Source organism: Eilatimonas milleporae, from assembly GCF_003688555.1.
Taxonomy (GTDB): domain Bacteria; phylum Pseudomonadota; class Alphaproteobacteria; order Sphingomonadales; family Kordiimonadaceae; genus Eilatimonas; species Eilatimonas milleporae.
In genome coordinates this window covers 207,200-234,046 of sequence record NZ_REFR01000009.1, presented here as the reverse complement: position 1 = coordinate 234,046, position 26,847 = coordinate 207,200, and the positions used below count along the sequence as shown (strand labels likewise).

Annotated in this window: 13 protein-coding genes; 2 read left to right on the top strand and 11 right to left on the bottom strand. The window is 64.2% G+C overall.

Annotated features, from left to right (window positions below; all coding sequences use genetic code 11):
- Positions 1-117: 117 nt before the first annotated feature.
- The 11 genes from BXY39_RS01895 to BXY39_RS01840 form a co-directional block, all read right to left on the bottom strand.
- Positions 118-690, bottom strand: a complete 573-nt coding sequence (locus tag BXY39_RS01895; protein ID WP_121937137.1) for a hypothetical protein — start codon at positions 688-690, stop codon at positions 118-120.
- Positions 687-6,917, bottom strand: coding sequence for a host specificity factor TipJ family phage tail protein (locus BXY39_RS01890; protein ID WP_170163552.1), 6,231 nt, complete (start codon positions 6,915-6,917; stop codon positions 687-689). The genes BXY39_RS01895 and BXY39_RS01890 overlap by 4 nt, the downstream gene beginning before the upstream one ends.
- A gap of 97 nt (positions 6,918-7,014) precedes the next feature.
- Entirely contained in the window at positions 7,015-7,470 is a 456-nt protein-coding gene (locus tag BXY39_RS01885) for a C40 family peptidase (protein ID WP_170163551.1), read from the bottom strand.
- Positions 7,470-7,970, bottom strand: a complete 501-nt coding sequence (locus BXY39_RS01880) for a DUF1833 family protein (protein ID WP_121937134.1) — start codon at positions 7,968-7,970, stop codon at positions 7,470-7,472. The genes BXY39_RS01885 and BXY39_RS01880 overlap by 1 nt, the downstream gene beginning before the upstream one ends.
- Positions 7,967-8,317 carry a hypothetical protein gene (locus tag BXY39_RS01875; RefSeq protein WP_121937133.1) on the bottom strand — a complete coding sequence of 117 codons (351 nt, stop codon included), beginning with the start codon at positions 8,315-8,317 and terminating at the stop codon, positions 7,967-7,969. The genes BXY39_RS01880 and BXY39_RS01875 overlap by 4 nt, the downstream gene beginning before the upstream one ends.
- A 1-nt stretch (position 8,318) precedes the next feature.
- Positions 8,319-9,677: a hypothetical protein gene (locus tag BXY39_RS19440; RefSeq protein ID WP_211332033.1), complete on the bottom strand. Its 1,359-nt coding sequence runs from the start codon at positions 9,675-9,677 to the stop codon at positions 8,319-8,321.
- Complete coding sequence (locus BXY39_RS01865) at positions 9,674-9,856, bottom strand: hypothetical protein (RefSeq protein ID WP_121937132.1); 183 nt, start codon at positions 9,854-9,856, stop codon at positions 9,674-9,676. Before BXY39_RS01865 ends, BXY39_RS19440 begins: the two co-directional genes overlap by 4 nt.
- Before the next feature lie 125 nt (positions 9,857-9,981).
- Entirely contained in the window at positions 9,982-10,470 is a 489-nt protein-coding gene (locus BXY39_RS19255) for a GTA-gp10 family protein (RefSeq protein ID WP_170163550.1), read from the bottom strand.
- A gap of 15 nt (positions 10,471-10,485) precedes the next feature.
- On the bottom strand, positions 10,486-10,902 hold the full coding sequence (locus BXY39_RS01855) for a phage major tail protein, TP901-1 family (protein ID WP_170163549.1): 417 nt from the start codon (positions 10,900-10,902) through the stop codon (positions 10,486-10,488).
- A gap of 252 nt (positions 10,903-11,154) precedes the next feature.
- Positions 11,155-11,565 (bottom strand): DUF3168 domain-containing protein, encoded by a 411-nt coding sequence (locus tag BXY39_RS01850; RefSeq protein ID WP_121937129.1) that lies wholly within the window; start codon positions 11,563-11,565, stop codon positions 11,155-11,157.
- Positions 11,566-12,091: 526 nt separating this feature from the next.
- A complete protein-coding gene (locus BXY39_RS01840) occupies positions 12,092-14,503 on the bottom strand; it encodes a tail fiber domain-containing protein (RefSeq protein ID WP_121937127.1) in 2,412 nt (803 codons plus the stop codon).
- A gap of 1,475 nt (positions 14,504-15,978) precedes the next feature.
- Between BXY39_RS01840 and BXY39_RS01830 the strand changes: the two genes are divergently transcribed.
- Positions 15,979-16,914: a sulfotransferase family protein gene (locus tag BXY39_RS01830; protein ID WP_211332032.1), complete on the top strand. Its 936-nt coding sequence runs from the start codon at positions 15,979-15,981 to the stop codon at positions 16,912-16,914.
- 85 nt (positions 16,915-16,999) lie between these two features.
- Entirely contained in the window at positions 17,000-26,494 is a 9,495-nt protein-coding gene (locus BXY39_RS01825; RefSeq protein WP_121937125.1) for a DUF4347 domain-containing protein, read from the top strand.
- Positions 26,495-26,847: the final 353 nt, after the last annotated feature.

Genomic DNA, 26,847 nt, shown 5'->3' with positions numbered 1-26,847 from the left:
TGCCGGGGATTGATGGGCTATTGCGAAAAGATTGAGGGCGACCGGCCGGTCAGGTCGCTTTGCGCGGATAGATGTCGGTGTTGATGGTGCCCGGACATGTCCGCTTCGCCCGGCGGGTCAGATCTCCCTTGGCGGCCAATCGGCCGCGTCGATGGCGGCTTCAATGGCTGTGAGATCGGTGGCGGCATTGATGACGGCCTTGGTGGTCAGGCGCGTTGCCTCAATGGCGGCGATCCTGGTTTTACAGACGTCGGCGCGGGCGGCGACGGCCGTCGCCACCGCCGTCAGGTCGGCACCGGTGATGCCGATTTCCGCCGCCAGCATCGGATATGCCCCTGCCAGCGGTGCCGGGTCGGCCAGGCAGGCGCGGGCCTCGGCCTCTTTCATCAGATACGTCATTTCTTGACCGTATCCATCGCTAATGATGTATGAACGCTGCGCACCAGCGATCCGATCGACCCTGTAGCATGCCGCGCGTTTTTCAATATCCAGATTGATCGGCGACGGGCTGGTTTCAACCAGCGTGCCGTTTTCCACTCGCCAACAGTCCACATCGTCCGCCAGTACGCCTGGCAGAACGGCTGTGCCTTCTGGCGGCGTGAAATCTGCTTCGATATCTAGACATTTAGCTAACCGCATATTTTGCAGGATTTTGCCTGTATTGATGTCGTACAAAATACCGGTATTCATTTTTTGGTCCCTTCTATCTCCAGTCGCACGTTGCTGTAGGCGATCCGTTGCGTAGTCCCGAACCATCGCAAGACCAGTTCATAGTCCTGTTCGCCGGTGAATTTTGGGACACGAGTATTGATTACATATGTACGATTGTTAGGTGTCGCCGTTACAATTACCTCGCTGACAGATACGCCACCATTTTTGCGCCGAAGTTGCATGGCAGCTTCGGTACGCCCAGGGTTGGGCTGATCTATATTTTGCAGTGTAGCCCTGCCAAAAAATTTCACACCATTTGGATTGCCCGGCACTGTCAAGGTTGCAATTGCGATTTGTTGGATTGCTGAGCTGAGATTGATCGTCCCTGTAAAGCCGTTCACACCACCAAAATCGGTGACAGCCTCATCCACGACATCCGGCGTGTCGACGGTATTCTTGTCCGCCAGTGCGCCGGTGTTGCGGGTGGCGTTGTTTTCAGGCTTGCCGCTGCCGGTGATACTGGTCCAGATGGCGGTGGTGCCCAGGCCCGCGCCGTCGGCAAGCTGGCTGGTGTTGTCAAAGGCATTGGCGATTTCCTGCCAGGCGCCTCCATTGCGGCGATACAGCCGGTTGTCATCGGTATCGAACCAGATGTCGCCGGTGGCGGCCCCGCCGGGCGGCAGAGACTGGCGGTAAATCAGATTCCGGGTGGCGTTGTCCTGCGGGCGGCCGCCGTCGTCGCTGACGGCCGACCATTTCGCCGTTTCGCCCAGTTTCGCGCCGTCCGCGATCTGGTTGGTGTCGGTGATACGGTTTGCGTCTTTCTCCACATCGCCGCGCACCGGGTGCCAGCCGGTGAACTGGCCGCCCTTGTTCATGGACACGCGTCTGGCGCCGACCGGGCCGGGCACGCCCGCCTCGCGCAGCAGACGGAAACGGATGCGGTCGCAGCCGGGTGGGATGATGCGGTTTTCAATGGCCGCCTGCTGATAGTCGGTCGGGTGTGTCGGCGCGTAGGAACTGACCACCGACTGGATGTCGGACGTGTCCTCCCGCTCGAAAATGATTTCCAGCCGGCCGCGCCGGGTGCCGGTGGCGATGATCTGGCAGCCCACCGACACCGTGTCGCCGGGAGCAAGGCCCGCTTCCGCCAGTCGGACAAAGCCGAAGACCTCGGCAAGGTCCGTGTCCGTCGCGCCGAAATCGGCGAATTGCAGTCCTTCCGCCAGATTGGCGGTGACAACGTCCAGCGCCGGGGCCGACACGCGGCCGACGCCGATCCAGTCGATTTCGAAGGTTTCGCCCACATCGGTGACGGGATCGAAACGCAGGGCGGTGATCGTGCTGGTCACCCAGTCGTCGCCGCCGGTCGTCAGGTCCGCCATGTCAAAGACGAAGGTGCGCGCGTTCCGGTCGCCGAAGCGCAGGAAGCGCCGCTTGACGAACTGTTCGGAAAAGCCGTGGCCGGCGGTCTCGTAATACAGGACCGGCTGCTCGAAAAACTCGCCCACGCCCGGTGTCACCCGTTTCATGCGCACCGCCACCTTGTCATAGCGGCTGCCGTCGATGGTCAGGCCGGTCGGGCTGCGCAACTGGGCGTCATTTGTCTGACCGGTGATGCGCAGGCCCTGCGGCGCGCCGGCAACCGTGACATTGACGCCGCTCCACCCCAGGTCGGACGACCCTTTGAAGTCCCACAGCCGGCCCATGGCCAGCTGCCCGTCGGATGTGCGCCATTCCTGATCCTGTACGATCAGGCCGTCGGCGTCGGCGATATCGGTGCCGAATGTGGCGCCTTTGGTCGCGTCTTCCTGCACATCGCTGCGGTGGGACGATGCGTACACCGGGACCGTGCCTCGGTTCAGGGACGGGAAGCGGGCGGCGACGGCGCCGGTCTTTCCGTTTTCACGGTCCAGAAGAATCTGGATCTTTTCCGCGCCCGGCGGGATGCGCACACCGCCGATGGCCGAGCGTTCCCACTGCGTCGTCCCGCGCAGATAATTGGGCGCATAGATCGGCCCCGTTATGTTGTTGTCCGCATCGCGGAACTGAACCAGCAGGCGTCCGCCGCGCGTGCCCGGCGCCTGAATGTCCAGTCCGGCGGAAATCACCTCGCCCGGTTTTTGGGTGGCCGGGTCGCCGGGTTCCAGATTGGTGCGAACCTCGCCGCCGGCGACCGCGACACCGTCGACAAGCAGGGTCACCACATTGCCGTTGGTATCGGCATCCAAAAAACCGACCCGCGTGTTCACCGCCGCGCCGACCAGGTTTTCCGGCGCGCCGGCCTCGCCCGCCGCCAGATTGCCGATGCGCCCCACACCGATCCAGTCCACGTCGAAGCTTTCATCGGCGAAACTGGACAGGTCGATGCGGATCTGTTTGATCCGGGCGTTCGGGTTTGTCCAGTCGGCACTGTCCGACAGGTCCCAGGCCCAGGCGTCAAAGGCGGTTTGCTTCAGCCGGCGCGGGCTGACCCGTGAGTGTTCGTTTGCAAAGCCGGGCCGCGCCGTCGTCGACCAGAACAGGCGCGGGCGGATCTGGCGTTGGCGGCTGCCCGACAGACGGCGGGCACGGATGAACACGCCAGTGTTCTTCGCCCCGTCAATGCCCAGATCATCGGGCGAGACGATCTGGTGGTCGGCCGCCGTCGGCAGCACCCGCATGACGCCGGGGCCCTCTTCGGCCTCCAGGTCCAGGGTGGCGTTGACGGCGGTCCAGGCTTCGGTGGCGTTGTGGTTGAAATCCCAGCGTCGCCCGCCGTCCGCGAAGTTCGGCGTGGCCGCGGCGGTGGCATCCGCGCCCGGTTCCGCCGGGCCGTCGCCGGCATCCAGCACGCTGTCGTCTTCCGCCCGGCCGCGGCGGCTGCCCGCCAGGCCGGTGACATACCAGATGCCGGTCGTGTGCGATTGCAGGGTCAAAAACACCTCGCCCCGGACCGCGCCGGCGGGCGTGGTGAAGGTCCGCGCGCTGGCGCCGAACACCTCGGTCGCCAGGATCGGGTCGGGGGTGACGACTTCCCCGATGAACTGACCGTCCTTGCGGTAATAGGCGATGCCGATCCACAGGAAACCGTCGGCAGTGTCCACCGTGTCGCCGTAAACCGATACGCTGATCTTTTCCTCTTCAAAGGTGTCGAAGCTTTCATTCACCGCGCGGGCGCCGGACAGACGGTTTGCCGCTTCTGTCCGGCCGCTGACATATTCCTGATCGTCATTGACGGGGTCGTGCCGCAGGGCGTTGCGCTCGCGTCCGTCCTCGCGGATGAAGGTGTCATGCCGCCAGCCGCTGGTGAGCGTCCAGAACGCCGTTTTGCGGTTGAACCAGGCATTCTGGATCACCTGCCCGCCGTCCTGTCCCAGCAGCTGGGACAGGTCCACGACCGTGTCCGCCTCCAACGTCAGGGTGATGCTGGCACGCGGCGCCTGGAAAAGCGGGCGCTTCATGCCGCTCGGGGCGACCGCCAGAAGGGCGATTTCCACCGTTTCTTCCGCCGTGAATTCGCCGGGCAGGGTAAAGGACGTGTCGCTGGTCTCCCCCAGTTTGCGGTAGGACAGGGGCTCGACCGCGTAAATCTCGACCCGCTCGATGGGCACCGGGCTTTCCGGCTTGTCCCATCGGGCGGCCACCGCCAGTCGGCCCAGCCCGCCGTCGTAAATCAGGAATTCCGTCAGTGTGATGTTGGTCACCGACGGCGGCGGGGCGTCGCCCGACTGGTTCAGGCCCGACGGCAGCGGAAACACCGGAAAGCCCTCGTTGTCGACGGTGTGGACTTCCGGGGCCAGGTCCAGCGCCGTGATCTTGAAGGTCGTGTCCGAGGATGGCTTGATCGCGGTGACGATCACATCGCGCGCCGCCTGATCGGTTTCGCCCAGCACCACAAGGCAGCCTTCCTCGACCGCCTGCGTGTCCGTCAACGGGGTGATGAAGGGCAGGATGTCGGTCTCGCCGGCGGCGCCGAACCGTGCCACCTGCGCCGTGACGGTATAGCCCTGCTTGCGCGGGCGCCGGATGATCACGCTGTAATCGGTCGCCGCCTCGACGCTGATTGTCGCGTCCAGCCGGATCGCGGTGATGCGGTCGGTGCCGTCGGTGACCAGTTCCTTGATCCGTCCGGCGGCACGGCCGTGACGCGGCGCGTCATAATGCATCAGCACATAATCGCCCATGCGGTTGTGCATGGCGTCGATGCCGGCCTCGAACTCGACGCTTTCCGACCGGTGTTCCAGCACCTGCAACTGATAGCGGCCGAAGACATGCGCCTGTGCCGTCCGCGTGATGCCGGGGGCGTTGATGTCGATGAAACTGGTGGCGTTGGTTTCGTTGAACCCGTCGGCATGCACCACCAGCGTGTCTTCCTGATAGTCGTTATCCTCGTTGGCGAAGGTCACGCGTATGCCATGCACGGTTTCACCCAGGGTGAAACTGCCTTTCAGCGAGTGCATGTTGCGCGGCGTGAACACACCCTTCGGGTCCGTCTGGGGCAGGTCGCGGACAATGCCGGTGCGGCCGTCCGGCCCGTCCAGGCGCGCCCGGCCGGCGCCGGCGATTTCCTGCAGCAGCTGGCCCACCGTCGTCCCGCGTTCCACCACCCGGTCATAGGTCCAGCGCGGTTCGCCCGTGCGGCTGTCGATGGCGTCGCACGCCTGCCACCAGGCGCCGATGGTGTCCATATGCAGGCGGCTGTCGGGGATCGGCCGTTTGTTGGCGGGGCCCCGCGCCACATGGCAGAAGGCCGCCGCCGGGTTGCGGGTCAGGTGCGGGGTCATGTCGCCGCCGGCGTCGCGCGTGGTCCTTGGGTCGATCCAGGCGATGCCGTTCCATATCGGATAGTAGCGCTGGGCGATGCAGTTCAGATTGGTGATGCTGCCGGCCTTCTGGTCGGTCAGGCGCATTTTGACGGCAATCATCGTCAGGCCCTTGCTGCGCGCCCGGTCGGCCACCGGATTGCTGTGCTTGATGCTGCGCAGCCCGGCCAGTTTGACAGCGTCGAAATAGGTGTTGTCGTCATTGGCCGGTGCCGGCGGGGTCGAGCGGCGCAGGCGGATGTCATACTGGCCGCGCCCGGGCAGGTGCAGGGTTTTGGTGAAGACGCGCGGCACCTGTGTCTGTGCGCTGAAGGTGAAGACATTCGTCGTGTCCGCCACCAGCGTGCTGAAATAGCTTTCCGTCGGATCGCTGAAGCCGGGCAGGTTTTCCTTCAGATATGCCCGGACATTGCCGGTGTCCGGGTCGGTGCTGCCCAGATTGACGCTGGACCACGCGGTCTCGCCGGTCAGACGGTAATCGACCGCCACAGTGACCGACCGGGTAAACCGCTTGCCCTTCTTGTTGATACGGATCAGGCCGGATTCGAATATGAAGTCCAGCGAGACCTCGTCCGTATTCGGCTGGGTGACGAAAATCTGCTCCACATCGGGTTCCAGCAGGGTGCCGAACTGGTCGGTCGTCACCTCGTTTGAAAACAGGGTGATATCGGGGTCGTCGTCCCATCCCTCCCGGATGGCAAAGCTGGTGCCCTCGAACTCGGTGATCGGGATGGTGCCGATACGGATGTCTTCAATCTTCAACGGGCCGTAGCCGACGCAGAACAGGGCGCGCTGATACTGGTCCTCGCCTTCGGTTTCGCTGTAGGACGCGGCGGCAAAGGCCGGATAGACGCGCATGCGCCCCATCACGTCCGGCACCGGCGCCCCCGGCGCCAACCGGTTTTGCAGGGACCCGGCGCTTGTTTTCGGCTCTTCCGAGGCAAAGGACGGCGGCCTTACCGGCAGCAGCGCATTCAGGGCAAGCTGGCCGACGGCGGTCAGCCCGCCGAAAAGGGCACCGAACAGAAGTTTTTTGCTCAGGCTGGCATTGCCCAGCGCGGTGCCGAGGGTTTTGATCGGCAGGCTCAATATGCCGGCGGTGGCGTAAATCGCCGCGACGGTGACGACGATGCTCAACACACTGCGCAACACCTTGCTGCCGCCGCCCTGCGGGATCATGCTGACATGCACGGCCGTGCCGGCTTTCGGCCGGATGGTGGCCCACCGGTCGGCGGGCACCACCATGCGGCCGCTGTCCTGCACCAGTTCCACCACCAGGCCCGCCGGGTCCGGCAGGTCGCCCAGATGGTCCTTGAGGATATGCTCCAGGTCGGCCCCGCATTCATGGACGAAGCGGACGCGGTGCGCGTCTCCGAAAGTGGCCGGCCCGAAGCTGGCCGTGATCCCGTCCTTGACGGGGGGCAGGACGTCGCCTTCCAGGTCTGTCGTATCGTAGGGCATGGGGGACTTTCCAATTAAAAGGGCGGCACACTCGGGGCCGCCCTGAAGGGTTGATGACAAATTGCGGGTACTGACGGACGGGGGCATTCGGCGGCGTTTACGCCGCCGGCGCCGGACGATGGGCGCCTGACTGTGCCGTCCGGGTCTCATCGCACAGCAGGCGGTGCCGGAAAAACCCGATCAGCCGCCGGTCCCACAGGCAGCCGCGCCAGCGTTCGGTGGTGGCGTCGGTGCCGGCACGGGTATGCAGCATCAGGTCCCCGTTCACATACAGGCCCACATGATAGGGCGCCGCGCGCGTGCCGAACAGCAGTACGTCGCCCGCGCGCGGCGTGTCGGATTTCACCCAGATGTCCTGGGCGGCGCCGGCGGCCATGACCGGGGCCACCGACAGGGGGTTGTTCACGTCGCCGACCGCACGGTCGAACGGCGGCAGGCTCACATTGAAACAGTCCCGGTACACCAGGCACACCAGCCCCCAGCAGTCGCAGCCCGACCGGTCGCGGCCGTGCGGCACGAAGGGGATCGCCAGATAGGGACGGTAATCGAACATCAGCCGGGGTAAATGCCGGGAAAGTTGGCATTGTCGAAATTCAGTTCCGGATAGGCGGCGTTCAGACCGCCCGCCGTCAGCCGGCCTTCGACCCATTCGGCGTCATAACTGACCTGGTCCAGGTCCAGCTCCAGCGGGTGCTGCTGGGGCGTGTCCGGGGCGCTGGCCAGCGTCCATTCCAGTGTGACCCGCGCCGGGTCGCGGTTTTTCAGCAGGCGCAGGCCGTTGACGATATCGCGGTGAACATTGGGCACGCGGATGCGGCCCACACTGACATTTTCCTCGCGCTGTTCCGGCGGCACATATTCGAACTGCGCCCCGGTATAGGTGACCGGCTGCCCGGCGACGGTGCGCGTCACATCCACGGTGTTGCGCACCAGATACAGCGGGCCGTCGGTCAGGGCCGGGTGTTCGACGGTCACGAACAGCAGCCAGACCTCGCCGCTTTCCTGGGCAAAGGTCTCGGCGAGCGCCGCGTTGGTAATGGTCTGGTCGCTCATGGCACCACCTCAAGTTTGCAGGTGGCGTCCCAAAGGCCGTTGTTCGACCGCTGGATCACCGGCGGTTCCAGGAACCGCCAGCGTCTGGCCCGGTCCAGTGCGTCCACCAGGCCGGTAAAGGCTTTGGCACCGTCCATCAGGTCGGTGGTGAAAAAATCGGCCAGCGTCTGCGCCTGCGGGCGGGACAGCGCAAAGGTCATCTCGGTCTCGCCGGCGGGGATGGTGGCCGTACGGCGGATGATGTCCGGCCCTTCGTCGGGGGTGAAACGGCTGATATTGTCGCCGAGAGGCACCCTGTCGCCCAGTTTCTGGGCCGGCAGGGTCGCGGGCCATTGCGGTGCCGTCATGTCACACCCCCACGGGCCGCAGCCCGTACCGTGTTTCCAGTACGCCGGCGGTTTCCCCGCCGGTTGCCAGGTCGTCGGCCGTACGGCCGATGACGATATCGATGATGTCCTGCATGTTGGGTCCCTTGCGTCGGCTGGTCCGGACGTCTCCGCCGGACTGATTGACAATATTGATTTGCGGCGGCGGCGCGTTCAGGCGCACCTGCATCGCCCCGCTGCCATGGCCCGTGCCGGCCATGGCCATGCGGCTGTCGGCATTGTTCATGACCGTCATCGCCCGGTTCGGCACCAGAAGTTCCGGCCCGCGCTCGCCCACCAGAACCGGCAGGCCCGGCTGTACGCGCCCGCCGCCGGCCCTGCCGAACAGGCCGCCGAACAGACTGCCCAGCAGGCCGTCCGCCCCGAGGATGGAATCAAGCACGCTCTTGACAACGCTGGCCAGCGCGTCGGTGACCGGCTTCAACACCAGGCTCAGCAACTCGTTCGCCGTGTTGACCAGAATGCCTTTCACCGTGTCCGCCATGGTTTTCAGCGCGTTGCCAAGTGTATCCTTCAACTGTTTGAAGGCATCGGTGGCCCCGGCGACCGTTTGGTTCAGAATATCCTTCAGGCTGAGAAATTCGGCTTCTTCCCCGTTTTCGCCGCCGCCGAACAGACTGTCGAAAAACTTGGTGACGAAATTTTCCACCATGTTGCCGGGCAGGGCGGCCAGGTTTTCGCCATTCTCCATCAGCACTTCGCCAATGTCCTTGCCGAACACCTCGACCGCGTCGGCGGTGTCGTTGCGCAGGGTGTTGACGGCCTCTTTGCCCTCTTCCTCGGTCTTGCGCAGAATGACGCCCGCGGGCGTCGTGGGGGCCGGGCGCGGGATTGCCGGGGTGGTGCTGGGCTGTGGCCGTATGAAATCGGCCGTGGCCTGGATCACCGCCAGACCGGCCCCGGCGACCGTCTTGGCGGCATCCTCCAGCTTCTCGGCGGCGGGCTTGAAGACTTCCTCCACCTTGTCCACCACGACGTTGAATATCTCTACGCCCAACTCCCGGCCAAAGGCGAGGCTATCATCTACCAAGCCCTGCAATTGTTCCTGGCCCAAGTCGCGAAGGCTGTCTAACTGCTCGCCGATGTTAAAGCTAAACTCACCGTCGGTTTCTCTTACCTCTAATCGAAAATCTGCGATGCCGTCGCTTAAGGCACCAGTGCGTTTCTCAGTCTCCTTCAAAAAGCCGTCGCTTAGCTTCTTCAATTCATCGCGCCAGTTTTTTGAAGCTTTCTTCGCGGTAGTGTTGTTGATTTTGACGATCTGGTTCGCCTGTTGTTGCAGCGCCCGTGTGTTGGGACCGCTGAGGGTGATGGTGGTCATGTGCAGTACTCCCGTTTCAGATCTTCATAGCGGGCCCTGGTCATGGGCGTGTGGCTGGCCGGCTGCGGGCGGTCGGGGTCGACCCCCATGGACCGCTGCCACCCCCGGACGGCGAGGAGGATTTCCGGCAGCGTGGCGGCGGCGATGTCCCGCGGCGTCCAGCCCAGGATACCGCCCATCTCATACACCCAGGCCCAATGGACCGACGGTGCGGGCGGGGCCGGCGGGGCGGGCGGGGTGTCGCCCCCCGCCCGCCCGTGGGCGCCCGCTCCGGTGCCGTCTAGGCGACTGGGTGCGCCGTTTCCTATGCCGTCCCCAGGGCCTTTCCCACGGGGGGCTCCCGGCCTGTGGTTTGAGCTGTGCTTTGATCCGGGGTTTGATCCGGGGTTTGAGCCGTGGCTTGATCCGGGGTTTGATCCGGGGTTTGAGCCGTGGCTTGATCCGGGGTTTGATCCGTGTTCTGGCCCCTGTTCGACCCCGTGTTTTGAGCCGGGTTCAGGGTGCCGCTCAGGCAGGCGGCGATGGCATTGGCACTGGTTGACAGCCCCGCCTCCACCAGGTCGCCGCCGGCGCGGCGGCGGGCGTCCGCATTGGTGAAATCGCCCCCCGTCATGGCCAGATACAGGGCCGTCAGATCGCTCAGCCGGAATTCCGGTAAACGGTCCGTCAGGAAGGGCACCAGCCCCATGCCGAAATAGTCTTCCAAATCCATCATGGTGCCGATGTCGAGGCGGAGGCGAACGGTGTTCGCCCCCACTTGCAGCGACACCTCACCGGATGCTGCATATGCCATGAACTGGCCCTTTCCTTACGCGGCCGGGGTGAAGGTGACGGCGCCGGCGCTTTCCAGGCTGACGTCAAAGGTGGCTTCGCCGTTAAACTCGCCGGCGTCGCTGAAGGTCGCGACCTGGAACGGGCCGGTGAACGCGCCGAGACCCGGCACCGTCATCTCGTAATTGTGGACGGACTTGTCCATGGCGCGGGACACTAGGTCCTTCTGGGCCTGGTCGCCCTCGACCGTGCCGCTGCCGCCGGCGGTGATGCTGGTGACGCCGGCGCCGGCCAGCAGCATGCGCCAGCCGCCGCTGTCCTTGTTGGTCACATCGACGGTTTCGCCGTTGATCTCGAACGTGTTGGACCGGAAGCCGGCGATCGCGGTGAATAGCTCGGTCGGGGTGCCGCCGTCGCCCTGTTTCAGAAGAACGTCCTTGCCTGCGTTAGCCATGATGAATGCTCCTTGTGCTTCTTGCAGAAATAAAGGGAATGGAATCGCGAACATCCGAAGGGGCCCGGCGCCGCCCGGTGCCGTGCCTCCATACTGTCTTCGGGTCCGCGAAACGGGGTTGCTCGAAAATGGCCTCGCGGCCGGGGATCGCGCCTGCGGCGCTGTGGGTGTCCGGGCGGCGTCGGGTCTGGTTGCGCGGCGCCCCTTGGCAGGACGCCGCGCAACGGTTTGATCGTGGTGGATGCCGGCGCCTTACTGCTTGCGCAGCAGCGCCCGGTAGGTCATGCGGCTGCGGTGGCTGGTGGCGGCCTGGTCGGTGATGCGGGTGACGGTGGCCGTCACCAGACGCAGCGACACCAGGGTGAAACCGGTGACGGTAAAGCCCGCCGGCTGCATCACCGCGTCCACCAGGGCGCTGATCTGCTTGGCTTGCAGCTGGCCCGGCGCGTCCGATATCACGTCAATGTCGAAGGTGACGGACGCGCCGCCCTCGGTCTTGGTGTCCCACATTTCCTCCCGCGTTTCGCCCAGCGAGACATAGGGCGGGGTGGGGCTGGCCGGGGGTTCGTCATAAATGCCCTGAACCGCCGCGGACAGGGCGCTGTCGCCGTTCAGCGCGGCGAGAACCGCCGGCTGCAGCGTGTCGGATGCATATGCTGTCATGGTGCCTCTTCATCTGTTGCTGGGGTGACTGTTTCATGTGGTCGCGTGACCGGCCGGCCGCCTGTGGCAGGCGGAACCGCTGTGTGGTCATACCGGTAGGGTGGTGAAAGCCCGGTGTCGGACCGCCGCGCGGGTGTGCCGGCCTCGGGTGCGCACGGCACCGCCCATGGTAACGGCGGGGCCGCCCGTCCTTTACCGTGTCGGCTTTTGCGGACCGGCTTTCGCCTGTCGATTTATCGGGATCGGTTTATCGCAGTGGGCGTAATCGGGCCGGCTGTCTTCTGCCTCGGGCCCGGCGCGCAGCCGGCCGGAATGGCGGAAAACAGGCATAAAAAAAGCGCCGCGGCGATGTGCATCGTGTTCCGGGCGCATGTCGTCAATCTGACTTGATATGTATTAAGGATGCGGTCAATGCGGTCGGGGGTCAAGCGCTTTTTCACTTGGCGGGATATTTTTTTAGGCGCGTGTACCGGGACCTTGCGGGGGCATGGCGCCGTTCCGGCAACCGGCCTGTCGGATCGCCATATCAGGCCGGTCTGTTGTCCGGTCGGTCCGTACCGGATGCCTGCGCCGCCAGCATGGCCAGGATCAGTTGGTCATAACGGATGGCATGGCGGTCTTGCCTGACCGGGGTGCCGTCCGGGTGCGTGGCCTGGACCTCGATGTCCTCGGTGATCTCCACCCTTTCCATCATCGGCACACGGTGGGTGCGCGGGCGGGTGACGGTTTTAACCGCATGGGGGTCGGTGTCCGTCGGTGCCGGCACGTCCACCGTTTCCATCACCGGATTGCCGTCGCCGTCCATCAGGGGGATGGCGTCGTACACCGGCACCTCTTCGGTAATCTCTTCATGGGTCAGCACGGCGCGGCCGTCCATGATATCGATCCGCTCGCGCGTTACCGTGCGCGGTTCGGTCACCGGGCGCTCCTCCTGCCGCGTTACCGTGCGCGTTTCCATCACCGGCACCGCGTCCCGGCAGGCCCAGCCATATCGAAACGCCGCGCCGGCGCCCATCACCGCGTCAAAGGCGGCGACGGCCTTTTGCGCCGGCACGCCCACATGCAGCCGCGCCCCGTCCGCTCCCTTGGCCGCGATGGCGTCTTGCCACTGATACACGCTGACCAGTTCGGCGACCGCGCGAAAGGCCTGCTTTTCCATGGCGGTCAGCCGGGCATCCCCGTGGTCGGCGGCCCCGCCGCGAAAGGCTTTCAGGGTTTCGTCCGACGTCTGGATGGTGCCGGTGGCGGCAAACACCTGGGTAAAGCGGAACCCGCCATTGCCCAGCGCATGGATGTTGTCCGTGCGCGGGCGCAGCGATGCGCGGTCCATCTGATACAGTTGGCCGTCCATATCGCCGAACAGCCAGGCGCCCCTGCCGGCGTTCAGGTCGCGGTCGAAACGCAGCGTCTGGCGTAACGTCGCTGTCGTACCCGCGCCGGCGGCATTGTCTTCCTGCGCCATCCAGACACCGAAACTGCCGTTCGGGTCGCTGATTTTCATCATCGCGCCATGGCCGTTGGCCCCGAACCGCCACGCCCCGTCGAAATACAGATTGTTGCCGATATGGTTGTTCAGGACCTGAAAGATGGACTTTGTGTTCAGACCGTTTGCTGTCAAGGTTCCGGTATGATGAGCCGAGCCGCTGGCCGCGAAAATATGCGGCCATGTGGCCCGGCCGTCGAAGGTGATCCGCGTATCCAGCACACCGCCCGCGCCGGACCCCCGGACCCCGATCTCGGCGGCATTGGCCGCCCCGTCAAAAGTGATCAGATGTGCGCTGCGATTGGCCGGTGAAATCGGGTCGGCAATGGTAATGCGAGTTTGGCCCGCCGTCACGCCACCCGCCGTCACATTGCCGGCGAAATGCGCCGCGCCCGTAGACCGGACCACCATAACATCGGCGTTGCCTGCATTATCGGCTTTCAGGGCGAACAAGCGGTCAAGATTTTGCTGGCCCAGCGTCAATATCTCGCGCCCGCCGCGCAAAAAGGAGTATCCGAAATCGACCGTAGCGCTTGAGTTCTGGAAGTGCGACCAGTTGGCACCGTCAGGACTTGGTTTGGCAGTCGCGAATGAACCAGCCGACACGCTGCCTGAAAAGATTGCATCGCCTGCAGACGTCAGATTAAAAGCGTCCGTCGCATCAATCCGGAAGGTGATCGCGTTGGGGGTCTCAAAAATGAAGGGTGCGTTCTGGTCGTCTGTCTCCGGCGCGCGGATATTAAGACCCCGTGCGCCTGAAGACGGGTATATAGACGCGTACTGTGCCAGCAGACCGCCGGTCGTCGTTGTCGTGGTGATCAGGCGGCCCGCCGTCACGCTGCCGGCGAAATGCGCGGCGTTCCAGGGATTGCCCGTCGTGCCCAGATTGACCGATGCCCCCGTCCCCTTGGGGATCAGCGATCCCTGGTTCGGTCCGTCGATCACCGCTTCCAGCCGCACCTGATCGCCGGTGTTGGATTGAAAGGCCAGATTGACCAGATTGCCCGTGGTCGATTGCGCGATCAACGCCGTGGCGTTGGCGGATCGCGCGGTGATGGTGTTGGAAAAATTGGTTGTTCCGGACGCCCTGGAAATCGAAAACGCCGTTCCCAGAAAGGCACCATCGTCGGCAAATCGATACACCTCGAAATTGCTGCCGCTATTGGCGCCGCTTTCCGGACTGATGCTGGCGCCGTATTCCCAGCGCGTCACGTCATTCGTGCGCAGAACCGTCAGCTTCTTCGCGCCTGGGGCGCCGTTGACAATCAGATGTTTGTCCGTCCGCACCGTCCCGGTCACGGTCAGTCCGGCAAAGACGGGGCTGTCCGTGCGGCGCAAGGGCTGATCCGGCACGACTGTGGACAGGACGTCAATGGCATCCCGCGCGCCGTTGATGGCCGGCGCGGCTTTGCGCACCCAGTCCTGAATGCTGTAATAGTGTGCGGGCACGCGCATGGGGCTTTCTCCCATGGGATGGAACCGGCGACTGTATCGGCCAGGTGTCGACCGGAGTGTGGCGGTAAAGAAGTGCCGCGCTCATCCGGGCAAGTGGAGCGCCAGGGGGATGTGGGCGCCAAGGGGATGTGTGCGACAGGAAATACGGGCGCCGGCATACATGGGTGCCGGGACTCATGGGGCGATTGTGCATCCGCTTCGGGTACCCGGGACGCAGACACAAAAAATGCGCCAAAAACAGCCTGTCGATGCCGTCGGGCGCATATCTCCACAATAACGTGATATATACCAAGGATGCGGTCAATGCGGGCGGCCGTCAAGCGTCTTTTTCACCTGGCGGGATATTTTGTGTCAGGCGTTCTCATGGACGGGGCCGGCGCATGGACGGGACCGGCCGGTGTCGCGGGCGGCATGGAACGGGCCGTCTTGTCCGGTCACATTGCTTTTCCTGGCTTTTCCTGGCTTTTCCGGCCACCCATGTGAAACGCCGGGCCACATATCTGATACACCATGTCACGCAAGGTGGCGCGGTTTCGTCTAAACTGTTCTCCTGAATGGGCACGGCATGGCGGCGATAGCGGGGCAAGGTTCGTTGGACCGGACTGTCGGCGCTCTCCAGTGCATTTTTCGCCCCGGCAGCTGGTAATGAGAGGATATGCAGTTATAATTTTATAAAACAGAGTCTTTCCAAATGGATTTTTATCGGTAAAGTATACAGGAGTGAGAAAATCTAAAACTAAGAATTGTTTTCATCAGGTAAATTATTTTCTAGCCGAGCGCGTACAAAATATTGTAACAGATAAAATTATAATCAAAACGCAGGCATCTATCCGGTTGTGTTGTCTTTGCAAGTCAGGCGGCGGAGACGAGAGGGCGACCCAAAACACCGGCCGGGAACGAAACTGACGAACCAAAACCGATAAAAGCAATAATAAACATAGACATAATAATAAACACTCCGGGGATGCCCTGGGCGTGGTGGATGGTCCGGGCGTGGCGAAGACTCCAAGGGCAAAGCGGTCGCCGGGGCACCCCGTACAGGGGTAAAATTACAGAGACGTAAAATATTAGGGGCGTAAATATCGCGGGCCATGCCGTGGCCGGCGAGGACCCGTTGGATACTGACGCGGGGAGGGAAGCGCGGCGGATGGCGGAACCAGGTTTGTCCCGAGGTTCGTGCCAAATTCATTGACGTGATTTCCGATCCTGACCCCCGCGCCGCGGAAAGGATGCGAATGCCTGTCGAAGACCAGTCGGCGAAATCCCGATCTGTTAAATCCCAGTCTGTTAAATCCCAGTCTGCGAAGTCCCGGTCGGCCAAATCTCGGCCTGACAAATCGCAGTCCGTGAAGGCCCCGGCCGCGAAAAAAAGCCGTGTCCCGCGTCATTCGGCCCGCACTCAGTCCGGTGCCCTCAATCAACCCGAGGACAGACAGGCAGCGGAACAGGCCCCCATGGAACAGGCTGGCCCGCCCGTGAGCGCCCAGACCCTGCATTTCATTTCTGGCCTGCCGCGTTCGGGCTCGACCGTGCTGGCGGCGCTGCTGCGGCAGAACCCGCGCTTTCACGCCGCCATGTCCAGTGCGCTGGCGCCGCTGGTCAGTGCCAATCTGGATATCATGAGCACCGGTGCCGAAGTGTCCCTGCTGATGGACGAAACGCAGCGCCCCGCCATCCTGCGCGCGCTGATCGAGGCCTTTTGCCATACCACGTCCGACCGCCCGGTGTTTATCGACACCAACCGTCTGTGGTGCGCGCGCATGCCGCTGCTCGCCGACCTGTTTCCGGACGCCCGGGTGGTGGCCTGCGTGCGCGACCTGCCCTGGGTGTTGGACAGTTTGGAGCGTCAGTTCCGCAAGAACCCGTATGAAAACACCCGCCTGTTCGGCGGCGACGGCGAACGCGCCACCGTCTACAGCCGGATGGAGGCGCTGGCCCGGCAGAACCGGCTGGTCGGCCTGTCCTGGACCGCCCTGAAGGAAGCCTTTTACGGCGAACAGTCGGACCGCCTGCTGATCGTCGATTATGAACTCTTCGCCCGCGCGCCGGAACAAACACTGAAACTGATCTATGGCTTCCTCGGCGAGCCATGGTTCGACGGCCATGATTTCGAGAATGTGTCCTATGACGCGCCGGACTTTGACCGGGCGCTGGGCATGAGCGGTCTGCACACCGTCCGGCCCAGGGTGGCGTTTGAGCCGCGACCGACCATCCTGCCGCCCGATCTGTTCAAAAAGTTCGAGAATATGGATTTCTGGACGGACACCGCCGGCAGCCGCGCCAGCGTCATCACCGCGAAAGGGGCGGACGGCGGCGGCAGTGACGGCACTGGCGGCGTGGGCAAACAGGTCACCAAAAAGACCGTCCCGGTCTCCGCCCTGGGCGCGGGCGGGGTGAAACTGTTCGGCTGACCGGATGGCCGGCTGAAACGATTCGGATGAGACGACCGGACGAGACGACGTAAACGGGAAACCGAAAACAGGTTGGGGGTTGTAGATGTTTGACACACTGGATGTGTACCTGGCGCGGGCGCGCGGTTTCGACACCGACACGGCGGGGCAGGCCGCCCCTCAGGCCGTCCCGGATGTGGCACCGGTTCTGACCGGCGGTGGACAGGCCGGTGCCAGCATTGTCGTCGTCGACACATCCGTCGATGATTATGAAACCCTGATCGCCGATATCGCCCCGGGGACCGAGATTGTCTATGTCGACGGCGCCACCGGTGGCCTCGCCGATGTGGCCGCCGCGCTGGAGGGCCATGCCGATATTGCCGCGCTGCACATCGTCTCGCACGGGAACACCGGCCTGATCCGGTTGGGCCAGGATACGTTGAGCGACGCGACGCTGGACGCCCACGCCGACGCCCTGGACGACATCGCCGCCGCCCTCGGTGACGGGGCGGACATATTGCTGTATGGCTGCAATGTCGGCGCCGACGGCGCGGGCCGGGGCTTTATCGATACGCTGGCGGCCATGACCGGGGCGGACATCGCCGCCTCGACCGATCTGACCGGCGCCGCCGCCCACGGCGGCGACTGGGACCTGGAAATCGCCACTGGCACGATCGAGGTCGATCAGCCCTTCTCCGCCAAGGCGCTCGCCGATTTTTCCGAAGTGCTGTCCACGACCATTTTCGACTTCAATGGTGTAACGACTGGGTCGGCGAATGGTGCGGCCGGCAACGATGCCACTTTCACCCAGCATGGCTACACGCTGACCCTGGATGGTGCAACCATCAGCACATATATCCAGAATGGCTATGCCTACACCAGTTTAGGGGAAACCGTATTAACCATAGATTTTGGACCCGGTATTCAGTTTACACCGACTGAGTTGTACATTTTTGACGCTGCAAATGGCATAGAAATTGATATTACGACAAATGTAGGTGGCCAGCTGGTAGAAGCCAATCTTGGCGCATTTGCAAGTTCGACTGTTGACCTCACTCCCCTTGAGGATAATGTCACCAGCCTTATTCTTACCTTTTCTGTTCCAATGGGCGGCAGTAATTCCAATATACTTATTGGCGATTTGACTGTCAGCAATATCGGCGCCGCCAACGCCGCCCCCACAATAGCGCTTGATAACAGCACGCTGGCCTATAGCGAGAACGCCGCGGCGGTTCAGATCGACAGTGCCGGCACGGTCAACGACACCGACGGCGATGCGGACTGGAACACCGGAACCCTGGTGGCCCAAGTCACTGGCAATGCGGAAAGCGCCGACCGTATCAGCATTTCCGACACCGACGGCGACGGCACGGCCATCACCATTTCGGGCACCAATATTCTGGCAAACGGCACCGATGTCGGTGACCTGAGCGTGTCGGGCGGCACGGTCACCGGCGGCACGGCGCTGACCATCACCTTTGATACGGATGCCACCAATGCCATCGTGCAGGAAGTGATGCAGTCGCTGCGCTATGACAACACGTCCGACGCACCCGGTACCTTGGACCGGACCGTCACGATCACCGCCACGGACGCAAACAGCGGGAACAACAGCGATACAAGGACGATTTCCGTCACGGCGGTCAATGACGCGCCGGTTCTGACGGGGGGCGGCACGTTGGGGGCGGTGGACGAGGATACGAGCGCGCCCGCCGGCGCGGCGCTGAACAGCCTGGGCATCACGGCAACAGACGCGGACAGCGGGTCGTCGGTCAGTGGGTATGCCATTGTCGACAATGCGGCCAGCAGCGGCGCGGAAGGGGTGTGGCAGTATTCCACCGACAGCGGGAGCAACTGGTTCGATATCGCCGCGGTGGCGGACGATGCGACGGCGCTGGCGCTGTCGGCCACCACACTGGTGCGGTTCGTGCCGGTGGCGGACTATAACGGCACGCCGCTGGGCTTGGGCGTCCGGGCGCTGGACGACAGCTATGGCGGCGGTTTCACCAGCGGTGCGTCGCGCACCACGGTGGACACCACCACCAACGGCGCGGCGACGGCGATTTCCGGCAATACGCAGACCATCGCCACCAGTGTCACGGCCGTCAATGACGCGCCGGTATTCACCGGTCTGAACGGAACGCCGGGCTATACCGAGGACAGTACGCCGGTGGTCCTGGACGCCGATGTCACCATTGCCGATACGGAACTGGATATAGGGAATGTCGGCAATGGCGATTATGCGGGCGCCAGCCTGACCATCGCCCGCAATGGCGGCGCTAACGCGGCCGATGATTTCGGCTTTGATACCGCGGGCGCCAGCTTCACCGTGTCCGGCGGCAACCTTCAGGCGGGCGGGCAAACCTTCGCCACCTTCACCGACACCAGCGGCACGCTGACGATCAATTTCACCTCCAGCCCCGCGACGGCGACCTCCGCTCTGGTGGACGAGGTGATGCAGCGCATCACCTATCAGAACAGCAACGATAACCCGCCGGCGAATGTTCAACTGGACTGGGCCTTCAGCGACGGCAATTCAGCCAATGCGCAGGGCACGGGCGACAATCCCGGCATCGGCACCGGCTCGGTCACCGTGTCCATCACCGGGGTTAACGACGCGCCGGTGCTGAATACTGCGGCGTCGCCCACCCTGACCACCATTCTTGAGGATGCGGGCGCCCCGGTAAACGGATCGACGGCGGGCTCGACCCTGGTCTCATCGCTGGTCGACAGTGGCGGTGCGCTGAACAATTTCAGCGACGGCGATGGGGATGCCCCCGGTATTGCCGTCACCGGCGTCAGTGCCCAGGGCACCCTGTTCTATTCCACCGACGGCGGCACCAACTGGACCGAACTGACCGGGGCGGTCAGCAACACGTCGGCTCTGCTGTTGAACGCGGACGCGAACACACGCCTTTATTTCCAGCCTGATGCCAACACCAATTTCACCAGCCTGACCGACGCCGTGACATTCAAGGCGTGGGACCGCACCAGCGGCGTCAACGGCGCCACCGGTGCCAACACCACGTCGGGTACGGCCTTTTCCAGTGCCAGCGACACGGCGGCGGTCAGTGTGACGGCGGTCAATGATGCGCCGGTGTTCACCGGTCTGGACGGGACGCCGGGCTATACCGAGGACGGTACGGCGGTGGTCCTGGACGCCGATGTCACCATTGCCGATGTGGAACTGGACGCTTTGAACACCGGCAATGGCGATTATGCGGGCGCCAGCCTGACTATCGCCCGCAATGGCGGGGCCAACGCGGACGATGATTTCGGCTTTGACACCGCGGGCGCCGGCTTCTCCGTGTCCGGCAACGACCTTGTGGCGGGCGGCTTTACTTTCGCCACCTTCACCGAGACCGCCGGCACGCTGACGATCAATTTCACCTCCAGCATCATAACGGCGACGACCCCCCAGGTGGATGAGGTGATGCAGCGCATCACCTATCAGAACACCAGTGACGCCCCGCCTGCGAGTGTTCAACTGGACTGGTCGTTCAGCGACGGCAATTCCGGCAATGCGCAGGGCACGGGTGACAATCCCGGCACCGATAGCGGCTCGGTCACCGTGTCCATCACCGGGGTCAACGACGCGCCGGCGTTGGACAATACACAGTCGCCGACCCTGACCGGGATCAGTGAGGACGCCGGTGACGATGACGGCAGCGGTGCGGACGGCGATGACGACGCCACCAACAATGCCAACAATGGCGGCACCAGCATCGCCACCCTTGTGGTCGACGGCTCGATCACCGACGCGGACGGATCGGCGGTGGAGGCCATCGCGGTTGTCGCGGTCGATAACACCAACGGGGTCTGGCAGTATTCCACCGACAATGGCACCAACTGGGTCGATTTTTCCGGCACCACGGGCAGCACGGTCGATCTGACGTCCGCGTCGCGGCTGCTGGACGGCACGCTGACGGGCGCCAACACCCAGCTGGTGCGCTTCGTGCCCGATGCGGACTATACCGGCACGGCGGAGATCACCTTCCGCGCCTGGGACCGGTCCTCAGGGTCGGCGGGCGGCACGGCGGACACCACCACCACCGGCACCACCACACCCTTTTCCAGCGCCAGCGATACGGCGGCGGTCACCGTCAGCGCCGTCAACGACGCACCGGTGATCGCCGATCTGGACGGCGATATCCTGGCCTATACCGAGGATGCCGGCGCCTTGACGCTGGACCAGGGCACCGGCGCCGGGGTGACGGATGTGGATAATCCCACCGATTTCAACGGTGGTAACCTGACGGTTTCGGTCGGCAGCGCCACGTCGAATGAGGACCTGTCCATCCCCAATCAGGGCACGGGCGCGGGGCAGATCGGTGTCTCCGGCACCACGGTCAGCTATGAAGGCAACGCCATCGGCACCATCACCTCCGACGGGCAGAACGGCACCGATCTGGTGGTGACCTTCAACACCGCCAATGCCACGCCGGCGGCGGTCCAGGCGCTGGCCCGTGCCGTTACCTACGCCAATGACAATCAGGCGCCGAGCGGCTCGCGCACCGTCAGCTTCACGGTCAATGACGGCGACGGCGGCACAAGCACATCAGCGGCGGCCGATGTCACCGTCAATCTGACCGCGACCAACGACGCGCCGGCGTTGGACAATACACAGTCACCGACCCTGAGCGGTATTGCCGAGGATGCCGGCAACGATAACGGCAGCGGCGCGGACGGCGATGACGACGCCACCAACAACGCCAACAATGGCGGCACCAACATCGCCACCCTTGTGGTCGACGGCTCAATCACCGACGCGGACGGGTCGGCGGTGGAGGCCATCGCGGTTGTCGCGGTCGATAACACCAACGGGGTCTGGCAGTATTCCACCGACAATGGCACCAACTGGGTCGATTTTTCCGGCACCACGGGCAGCACGGTCGATCTGACGTCGGCGTCGCGGCTGCTGGACGGCACGCTGACGGGCGCCAACACCCAGCTGGTGCGCTTCGTGCCCGATGCGGACTATACCGGCACGGCGGAGATCACCTTCCGCGCCTGGGACCGGTCCTCAGGGTCGGCGGGCGGCACGGCGGACACCACCACCACCGGCACCACCACGCCCTTTTCCAGCGCCAGCGATACGGCGGCGGTCACCGTCAGCGCCGTCAATGACGCTCCGGTGTTCACCGGTCTGGACGGAACGCCGGGCTATACCGAGGGCGGTACGGCGGTGGTCCTGGACGCCGATGTCACCATTGCCGATGTGGAACTGGACGCTTTGAACAGCGGCAATGGCAACTATACGGGCGCCAGCCTGACCATTGCCCGCAACGGCGGCGCCAATGCGGACGACCAGTTTTCGGTTGCCAGCGGGGGCGCCATCTCCGTTTCCGGCACCGATATCAGTACCGGCGGCAATGTCATTGCCACCATCGACACCACGACCACCCCGGGGCAGATAGTCATCACTTTCCAGACCGCCGGTCTTTCCCCCGACAGCGCCGTTGTCGATGATGTGTTGCAGGCCATCCGCTACGCCAACGGCAGTGATGACCCGCCGGCGAGTGTGCAGTTGGACTGGTCGTTCAGCGACGGCAATTCGGGCGATGCGCAAGGCACGGGCGACAATCCCGGCATCGGCACCGGCTCGGTCACCGTGTCCATCACCGGGGTCAACGACGAACCGACACTGACGGCGATCGGTGCCACCCCCACTTTTGAGGAGGGCGGATCGGCTGCGGATCTGTTCTCGGCCGTCACCGCGTCGACGGTGGAAAGCGGTCAGACCTTTGCCGGGATGACGCTGACGGTTACCAATGTCAGCGACGGCGCCGACGAGGTGCTGACCATCGACGGTACGGCGGTGGCCCTGACGAATGGCGGGGCCGGCACCACGGCGACCAACGGCCTGACCTACGGCGTGTCGGTGACAAGCGGTACCGCCACCGTGACGCTGTCCGGCGGCACGATGAGCCCCGCCGCCCTGCAAACGCTGGTCGACGGCCTGACGTATGAAAACGGCAGCGATGATCCCTCCACCGGGGCCAACCGGGTAGTGACCATCACCCAACTGGTGGACAGCGGCTCCAGCACCGGTGCCAACGACAATTCGGCGGTGCTCAACCTGTCGTCCACCGTGTCGCTGACGGCGGTCAATGACGCGCCGGATGTGGGCGGTGTGTTCGGCGATACCACCTCCCAGGTGGTGGCCGGCACCGGGCCCGGCAATCTGACCGGGCTGGACGACGCCACGGTCGCCAATGCCGACAGCGCCGATTATAACGGCGGTTTCCTGACCATCGCGCAGACAACGGGCACCGCCAACGGCAACTGGGGTGTGGACGGCACCGGTGTGACATCCACGCCCAGCGGAGGAGGTACCCCTGGCGCGACCATCGCAGCGGGCAATACGATTGAGGTCGGCGGCGTGGTCATCGGTACGGTCGATGCCACCGGCAACGGCCAGGGCGGCAGCACCCTCACGATCAATTTCACCACCGCCGATGCGACCTCGGCCAACATCCAGGCCCTGTTGCGCAATCTGACCTATGACGGGCCCAGCGGTATTGATACACGCCAATTCACCCTGACCCTGAACGACAATGACGGTACCGCCGGGACCGGCGGCGATGAGGACGCATCGGGCAGTTTCTCCATCAGTGTCACGCCGAACCCGCCGGTGCTCGCCAATCTGGGCGGGGACAGCTTTACCTTCACCGACGGGGACAGCGCCACGGCCATCGATGTGGACGGCAATGTCACGGTGACGGACCCGGATTCCACCGATTTTGGCGGCGGCGTCCTGACCGTCGCCTATCAGTCCGGCCAGGCGGCGGATGACCGGCTGGTCATCGACACCTCCGGCACCGTCGTCCTGTCCGCCGGGCAGACGGCGGGCTCCACCGTGTCCGTCGGCGGCACCGCCATCGGCACCCTTCAGTCCGGCGGCACCGGCGGCGCCAGCGAGGACCTGGTCATCGCGCTGAATGCCGATGCCACGCCGGCACGGGTGCAGACGCTGCTGCGCGACATTCAGTATGACAATGCCGGCGGCAACACGCCGACCGACGGCGCCCGGGTCCTGCGCGTGACCCTCAGCGACGGCGACGGCGCCACCTCGGCCAATGCGGACATCACCGTCACGGTCAATGCGGTGAACGAGGCACCGACCCTGACGGCGACCGGGGCGGACCCCGCCTATACCGAGGGGGACACAGGGGACAGCGCGGCCGATCTGTTCAGCAGCGTGACGGCGGACACGGTTGAAACCGGCGAGACGATCACCGGCCTGACCCTGACGGTCACCGGGCTTGCCGACGGCGCGGACGAACGGCTGGCCTTTGACGGCTCGACCCTGCAACTGACCGATGGTTTCAATGTGGCCAGCACGGCCACCAACGGTTTGAACGTGTCGGTCGCCGTCAGCGGCACCACGGCCACGGTCAGTTTCAGCGGCGCCACCTTGAGCGAAGCGCAGGTGCAGATGCTGGTTGATGATCTGGCCTATGAAAACGCCGGCCAGGACCCGACCGCCGGCAACCGGGTGGTGACGGTCACGCAGATCACCGACAGCGGCGGTACCGCCAATAATGGCGACGACACCGGGGCGCCGAACATCGCCTCCACCGTGTCGGTGACGGCGGTCGATGACGAACCGACGCTGTCCGCCACCGGCAGCGACCCGGCCTTTGTCGAGGATGGCGGCCCGGCCGATCTGTTCAGCGGCGTCACCGTGTCGACGGTGGAAAGCGGGCAGACGGTGACCGGCCTGACCCTGACGGTGACCAATGTGGCCGACGGCATGAATGAACTGCTGGGCGTCGACGGCGGCAGCTTCGCGCTGGTGGACGGCAACAGCGGCACCACGACGACGAACGGTCTCGGCTACAGTGTATCGGTGAGCAGCGGCACCGCCACGGTCACCCTGAGCGGCGGCAGCCTGACGGAGGCGCAGGCCCAGGGCATGATCGACGGCCTCACCTATGAAAACGCCAGTGACGAGCCGACCACGGCCGGCAGCCGCGTGGTGACCATTACCGGGATCACCGACAGCGGCGCCAACACCGGCGTGAACGACAATGCGGCGACCGTCAACCTCGCCTCCACCGTTTCGGTGACCGAGGCCAACGATGCACCGACCCTGACGGCCACCGGCCTGACGCCGCAATTCCTGTTCGGCGGCAGCGCGGTCGATCTGTTCGACACTGTCACCGCCTCAACGGTGGAAAGCGGTCAAAGCCTGACGGGTCTCACCCTGACGGTGACGGATGTGGCCAATGGCGCCTCCGAGACCCTGACCATTGACGGCACCGCCGTGAGCTTGGCGGACGGCACATCGGGCACCACCGCCACCAACAGCCTGTCCTATGCGGTGTCCACCACCGGCGGCACCGCCACGGTGACCCTGAGCGGCGGCAGCCTGACGGCCACCGACATGCAGACCCTGGTGGACGGTCTGACCTATGAAAACAGCAGCTCGACGGCCGGTACCCGTAATGTGACCATCACCAGCCTGGGCGATGACGGCGGCACGGCGAACGGCGGCAGCGACACCGCCAGTCTGTCCCTTGTCGCCACGGTCAATCTGGGCGATCCGCCGCCGCCGCCTCCGAACACGCCGCCGACGACGGGCGGCGGGTCTGCCGGCCTGGACGCGGGCGCGGCCTATAGCCTGCGCACTGGGGATTTCGGCTTCAATGACGCCGACGGCGACCCCTTGCGGACGGTGATCATCGACAGCCTGCCGGAGATTGGCACCCTGACCCTGAACGGCGTGGCCGTCAGCGTCGGCCAGTCCATCCGGGCGTCGGAGATTTCCGCCGGGCGGCTGGTCTATACCTCGGACGTGCGCGGGGCCGATGCGCGCTTCACCTTCCGGGTCAGCGACGGCGAGGACACGTCCGGCGCCGCCCGCTTCGACCTGCTGGTCGCCGACCCCGAGCCGGTCGATCCTGGCGATCCCGGCGATCCGGGCAATGGCGGCGGTGAGCCCGGCGACGATCTGGAAGGCACGCCGGCTGCCGACACCCTGATCGGCGGTGACGAGGATGACGTCGTGCGCGGTCAGGAAGGCGACGACAATATTCGCGGTGCCGGCGGCGATGACGAAATCCTCGCCGGGCGGCGGGACAATGGCAACGACACCCTGTCGGGCGGCACCGGCAACGACACGCTGGGCGGCGGTGTCGGCGATGACAGTATCGACGGCGGCGACGACGATGACATCCTGTTCGGCCGCGAGGGGCGCGACACGCTTTTGGGCGGCGATGGCAATGACATCATCTTCACCGGTGACGGTGACGATACGGTCAATGGCGGCTTCGGCAACGACACGCTGTGGGGCAGCGACGGTGACGACCTGCTGATCGGCGGCGCCGGCAGCGACACCTTCACCTTCGGTGTGCTGGCGGGCAATGACCGGGTGGCCGATTTTGACCTGGGCGACGATGCGCTCGACCTGCGCTATGCGGTGCGGGACTTTGAAAGTCTGGACGATGTGGCGGCGGCGGCGCGCCTCAGCGTGGACGGCAACGGCAACCCCAGCCTGGTCATCGATCTGGGACCGGGCGAGGACGGCACTCCCCAGTCCGTCAGCCTCACCGGACTGACCCTCGCCGACCTGAATAATATGACCATCCTGATCTAGCACCCGACCGGGGTACGGATTTGCAGCGGCGCACAGATATCAGACTGTGCGCCGCTTTCTTTCGGTCGCTTTAAAATAGAAAATACCTGATAGCATCACAACTGTGAAAACAGGGCGTATGGCTCCCCTGTATCCTAGGCGGCGGGGCTGAAAGCTTGCCTTTGCTGATAAGGGGGCCGTGATGCCGAAGAGTGAAGTTTAGTGCCTGTTATCAAAATTTTACGCTCTTTTTGCAGAGACAGCGTGACTTTTTTGAGCTGCCGCAAACTCCTATGGCGCAACAATCGATAAAACTGTAATTGAAGTGCTTAAAATGTGACCGATTATTGCTGCGGTCCCGTTTAAAGCGAGGG

What these genes read in the sequence shown, in the direction of transcription:
- BXY39_RS01880 (WP_121937134.1), bottom strand. Translation starts at nt 7,970, where the DNA reads ATGAGCGACCAGACCATTACCAACGCGGCGCTCGCCGAGACCTTTGCC.
- BXY39_RS19255 (WP_170163550.1), bottom strand. Translation starts at nt 10,470, where the DNA reads ATGGCATATGCAGCATCCGGTGAGGTGTCGCTGCAAGTGGGGGCGAAC.
- BXY39_RS01865 (WP_121937132.1), bottom strand. Translation starts at nt 9,856, where the DNA reads ATGGGCGGTATCCTGGGCTGGACGCCGCGGGACATCGCCGCCGCCACG.
- BXY39_RS01855 (WP_170163549.1), bottom strand. Translation starts at nt 10,902, where the DNA reads ATGGCTAACGCAGGCAAGGACGTTCTTCTGAAACAGGGCGACGGCGGC.
- BXY39_RS01840 (WP_121937127.1), bottom strand. Translation starts at nt 14,503, where the DNA reads ATGCGCGTGCCCGCACACTATTACAGCATTCAGGACTGGGTGCGCAAA.
- BXY39_RS01850 (WP_121937129.1), bottom strand. Translation starts at nt 11,565, where the DNA reads ATGACAGCATATGCATCCGACACGCTGCAGCCGGCGGTTCTCGCCGCG.
- BXY39_RS01875 (WP_121937133.1), bottom strand. Translation starts at nt 8,317, where the DNA reads ATGACGGCACCGCAATGGCCCGCGACCCTGCCGGCCCAGAAACTGGGC.
- BXY39_RS19440 (WP_211332033.1), bottom strand. Translation starts at nt 9,677, where the DNA reads ATGACCACCATCACCCTCAGCGGTCCCAACACACGGGCGCTGCAACAA.
- BXY39_RS01895 (WP_121937137.1), bottom strand. Translation starts at nt 690, where the DNA reads ATGAATACCGGTATTTTGTACGACATCAATACAGGCAAAATCCTGCAA.
- BXY39_RS01885 (WP_170163551.1), bottom strand. Translation starts at nt 7,470, where the DNA reads ATGTTCGATTACCGTCCCTATCTGGCGATCCCCTTCGTGCCGCACGGC.
- BXY39_RS01825 (WP_121937125.1), top strand. Translation starts at nt 17,000, where the DNA reads ATGTTTGACACACTGGATGTGTACCTGGCGCGGGCGCGCGGTTTCGAC.
- BXY39_RS01890 (WP_170163552.1), bottom strand. Translation starts at nt 6,917, where the DNA reads ATGCCCTACGATACGACAGACCTGGAAGGCGACGTCCTGCCCCCCGTC.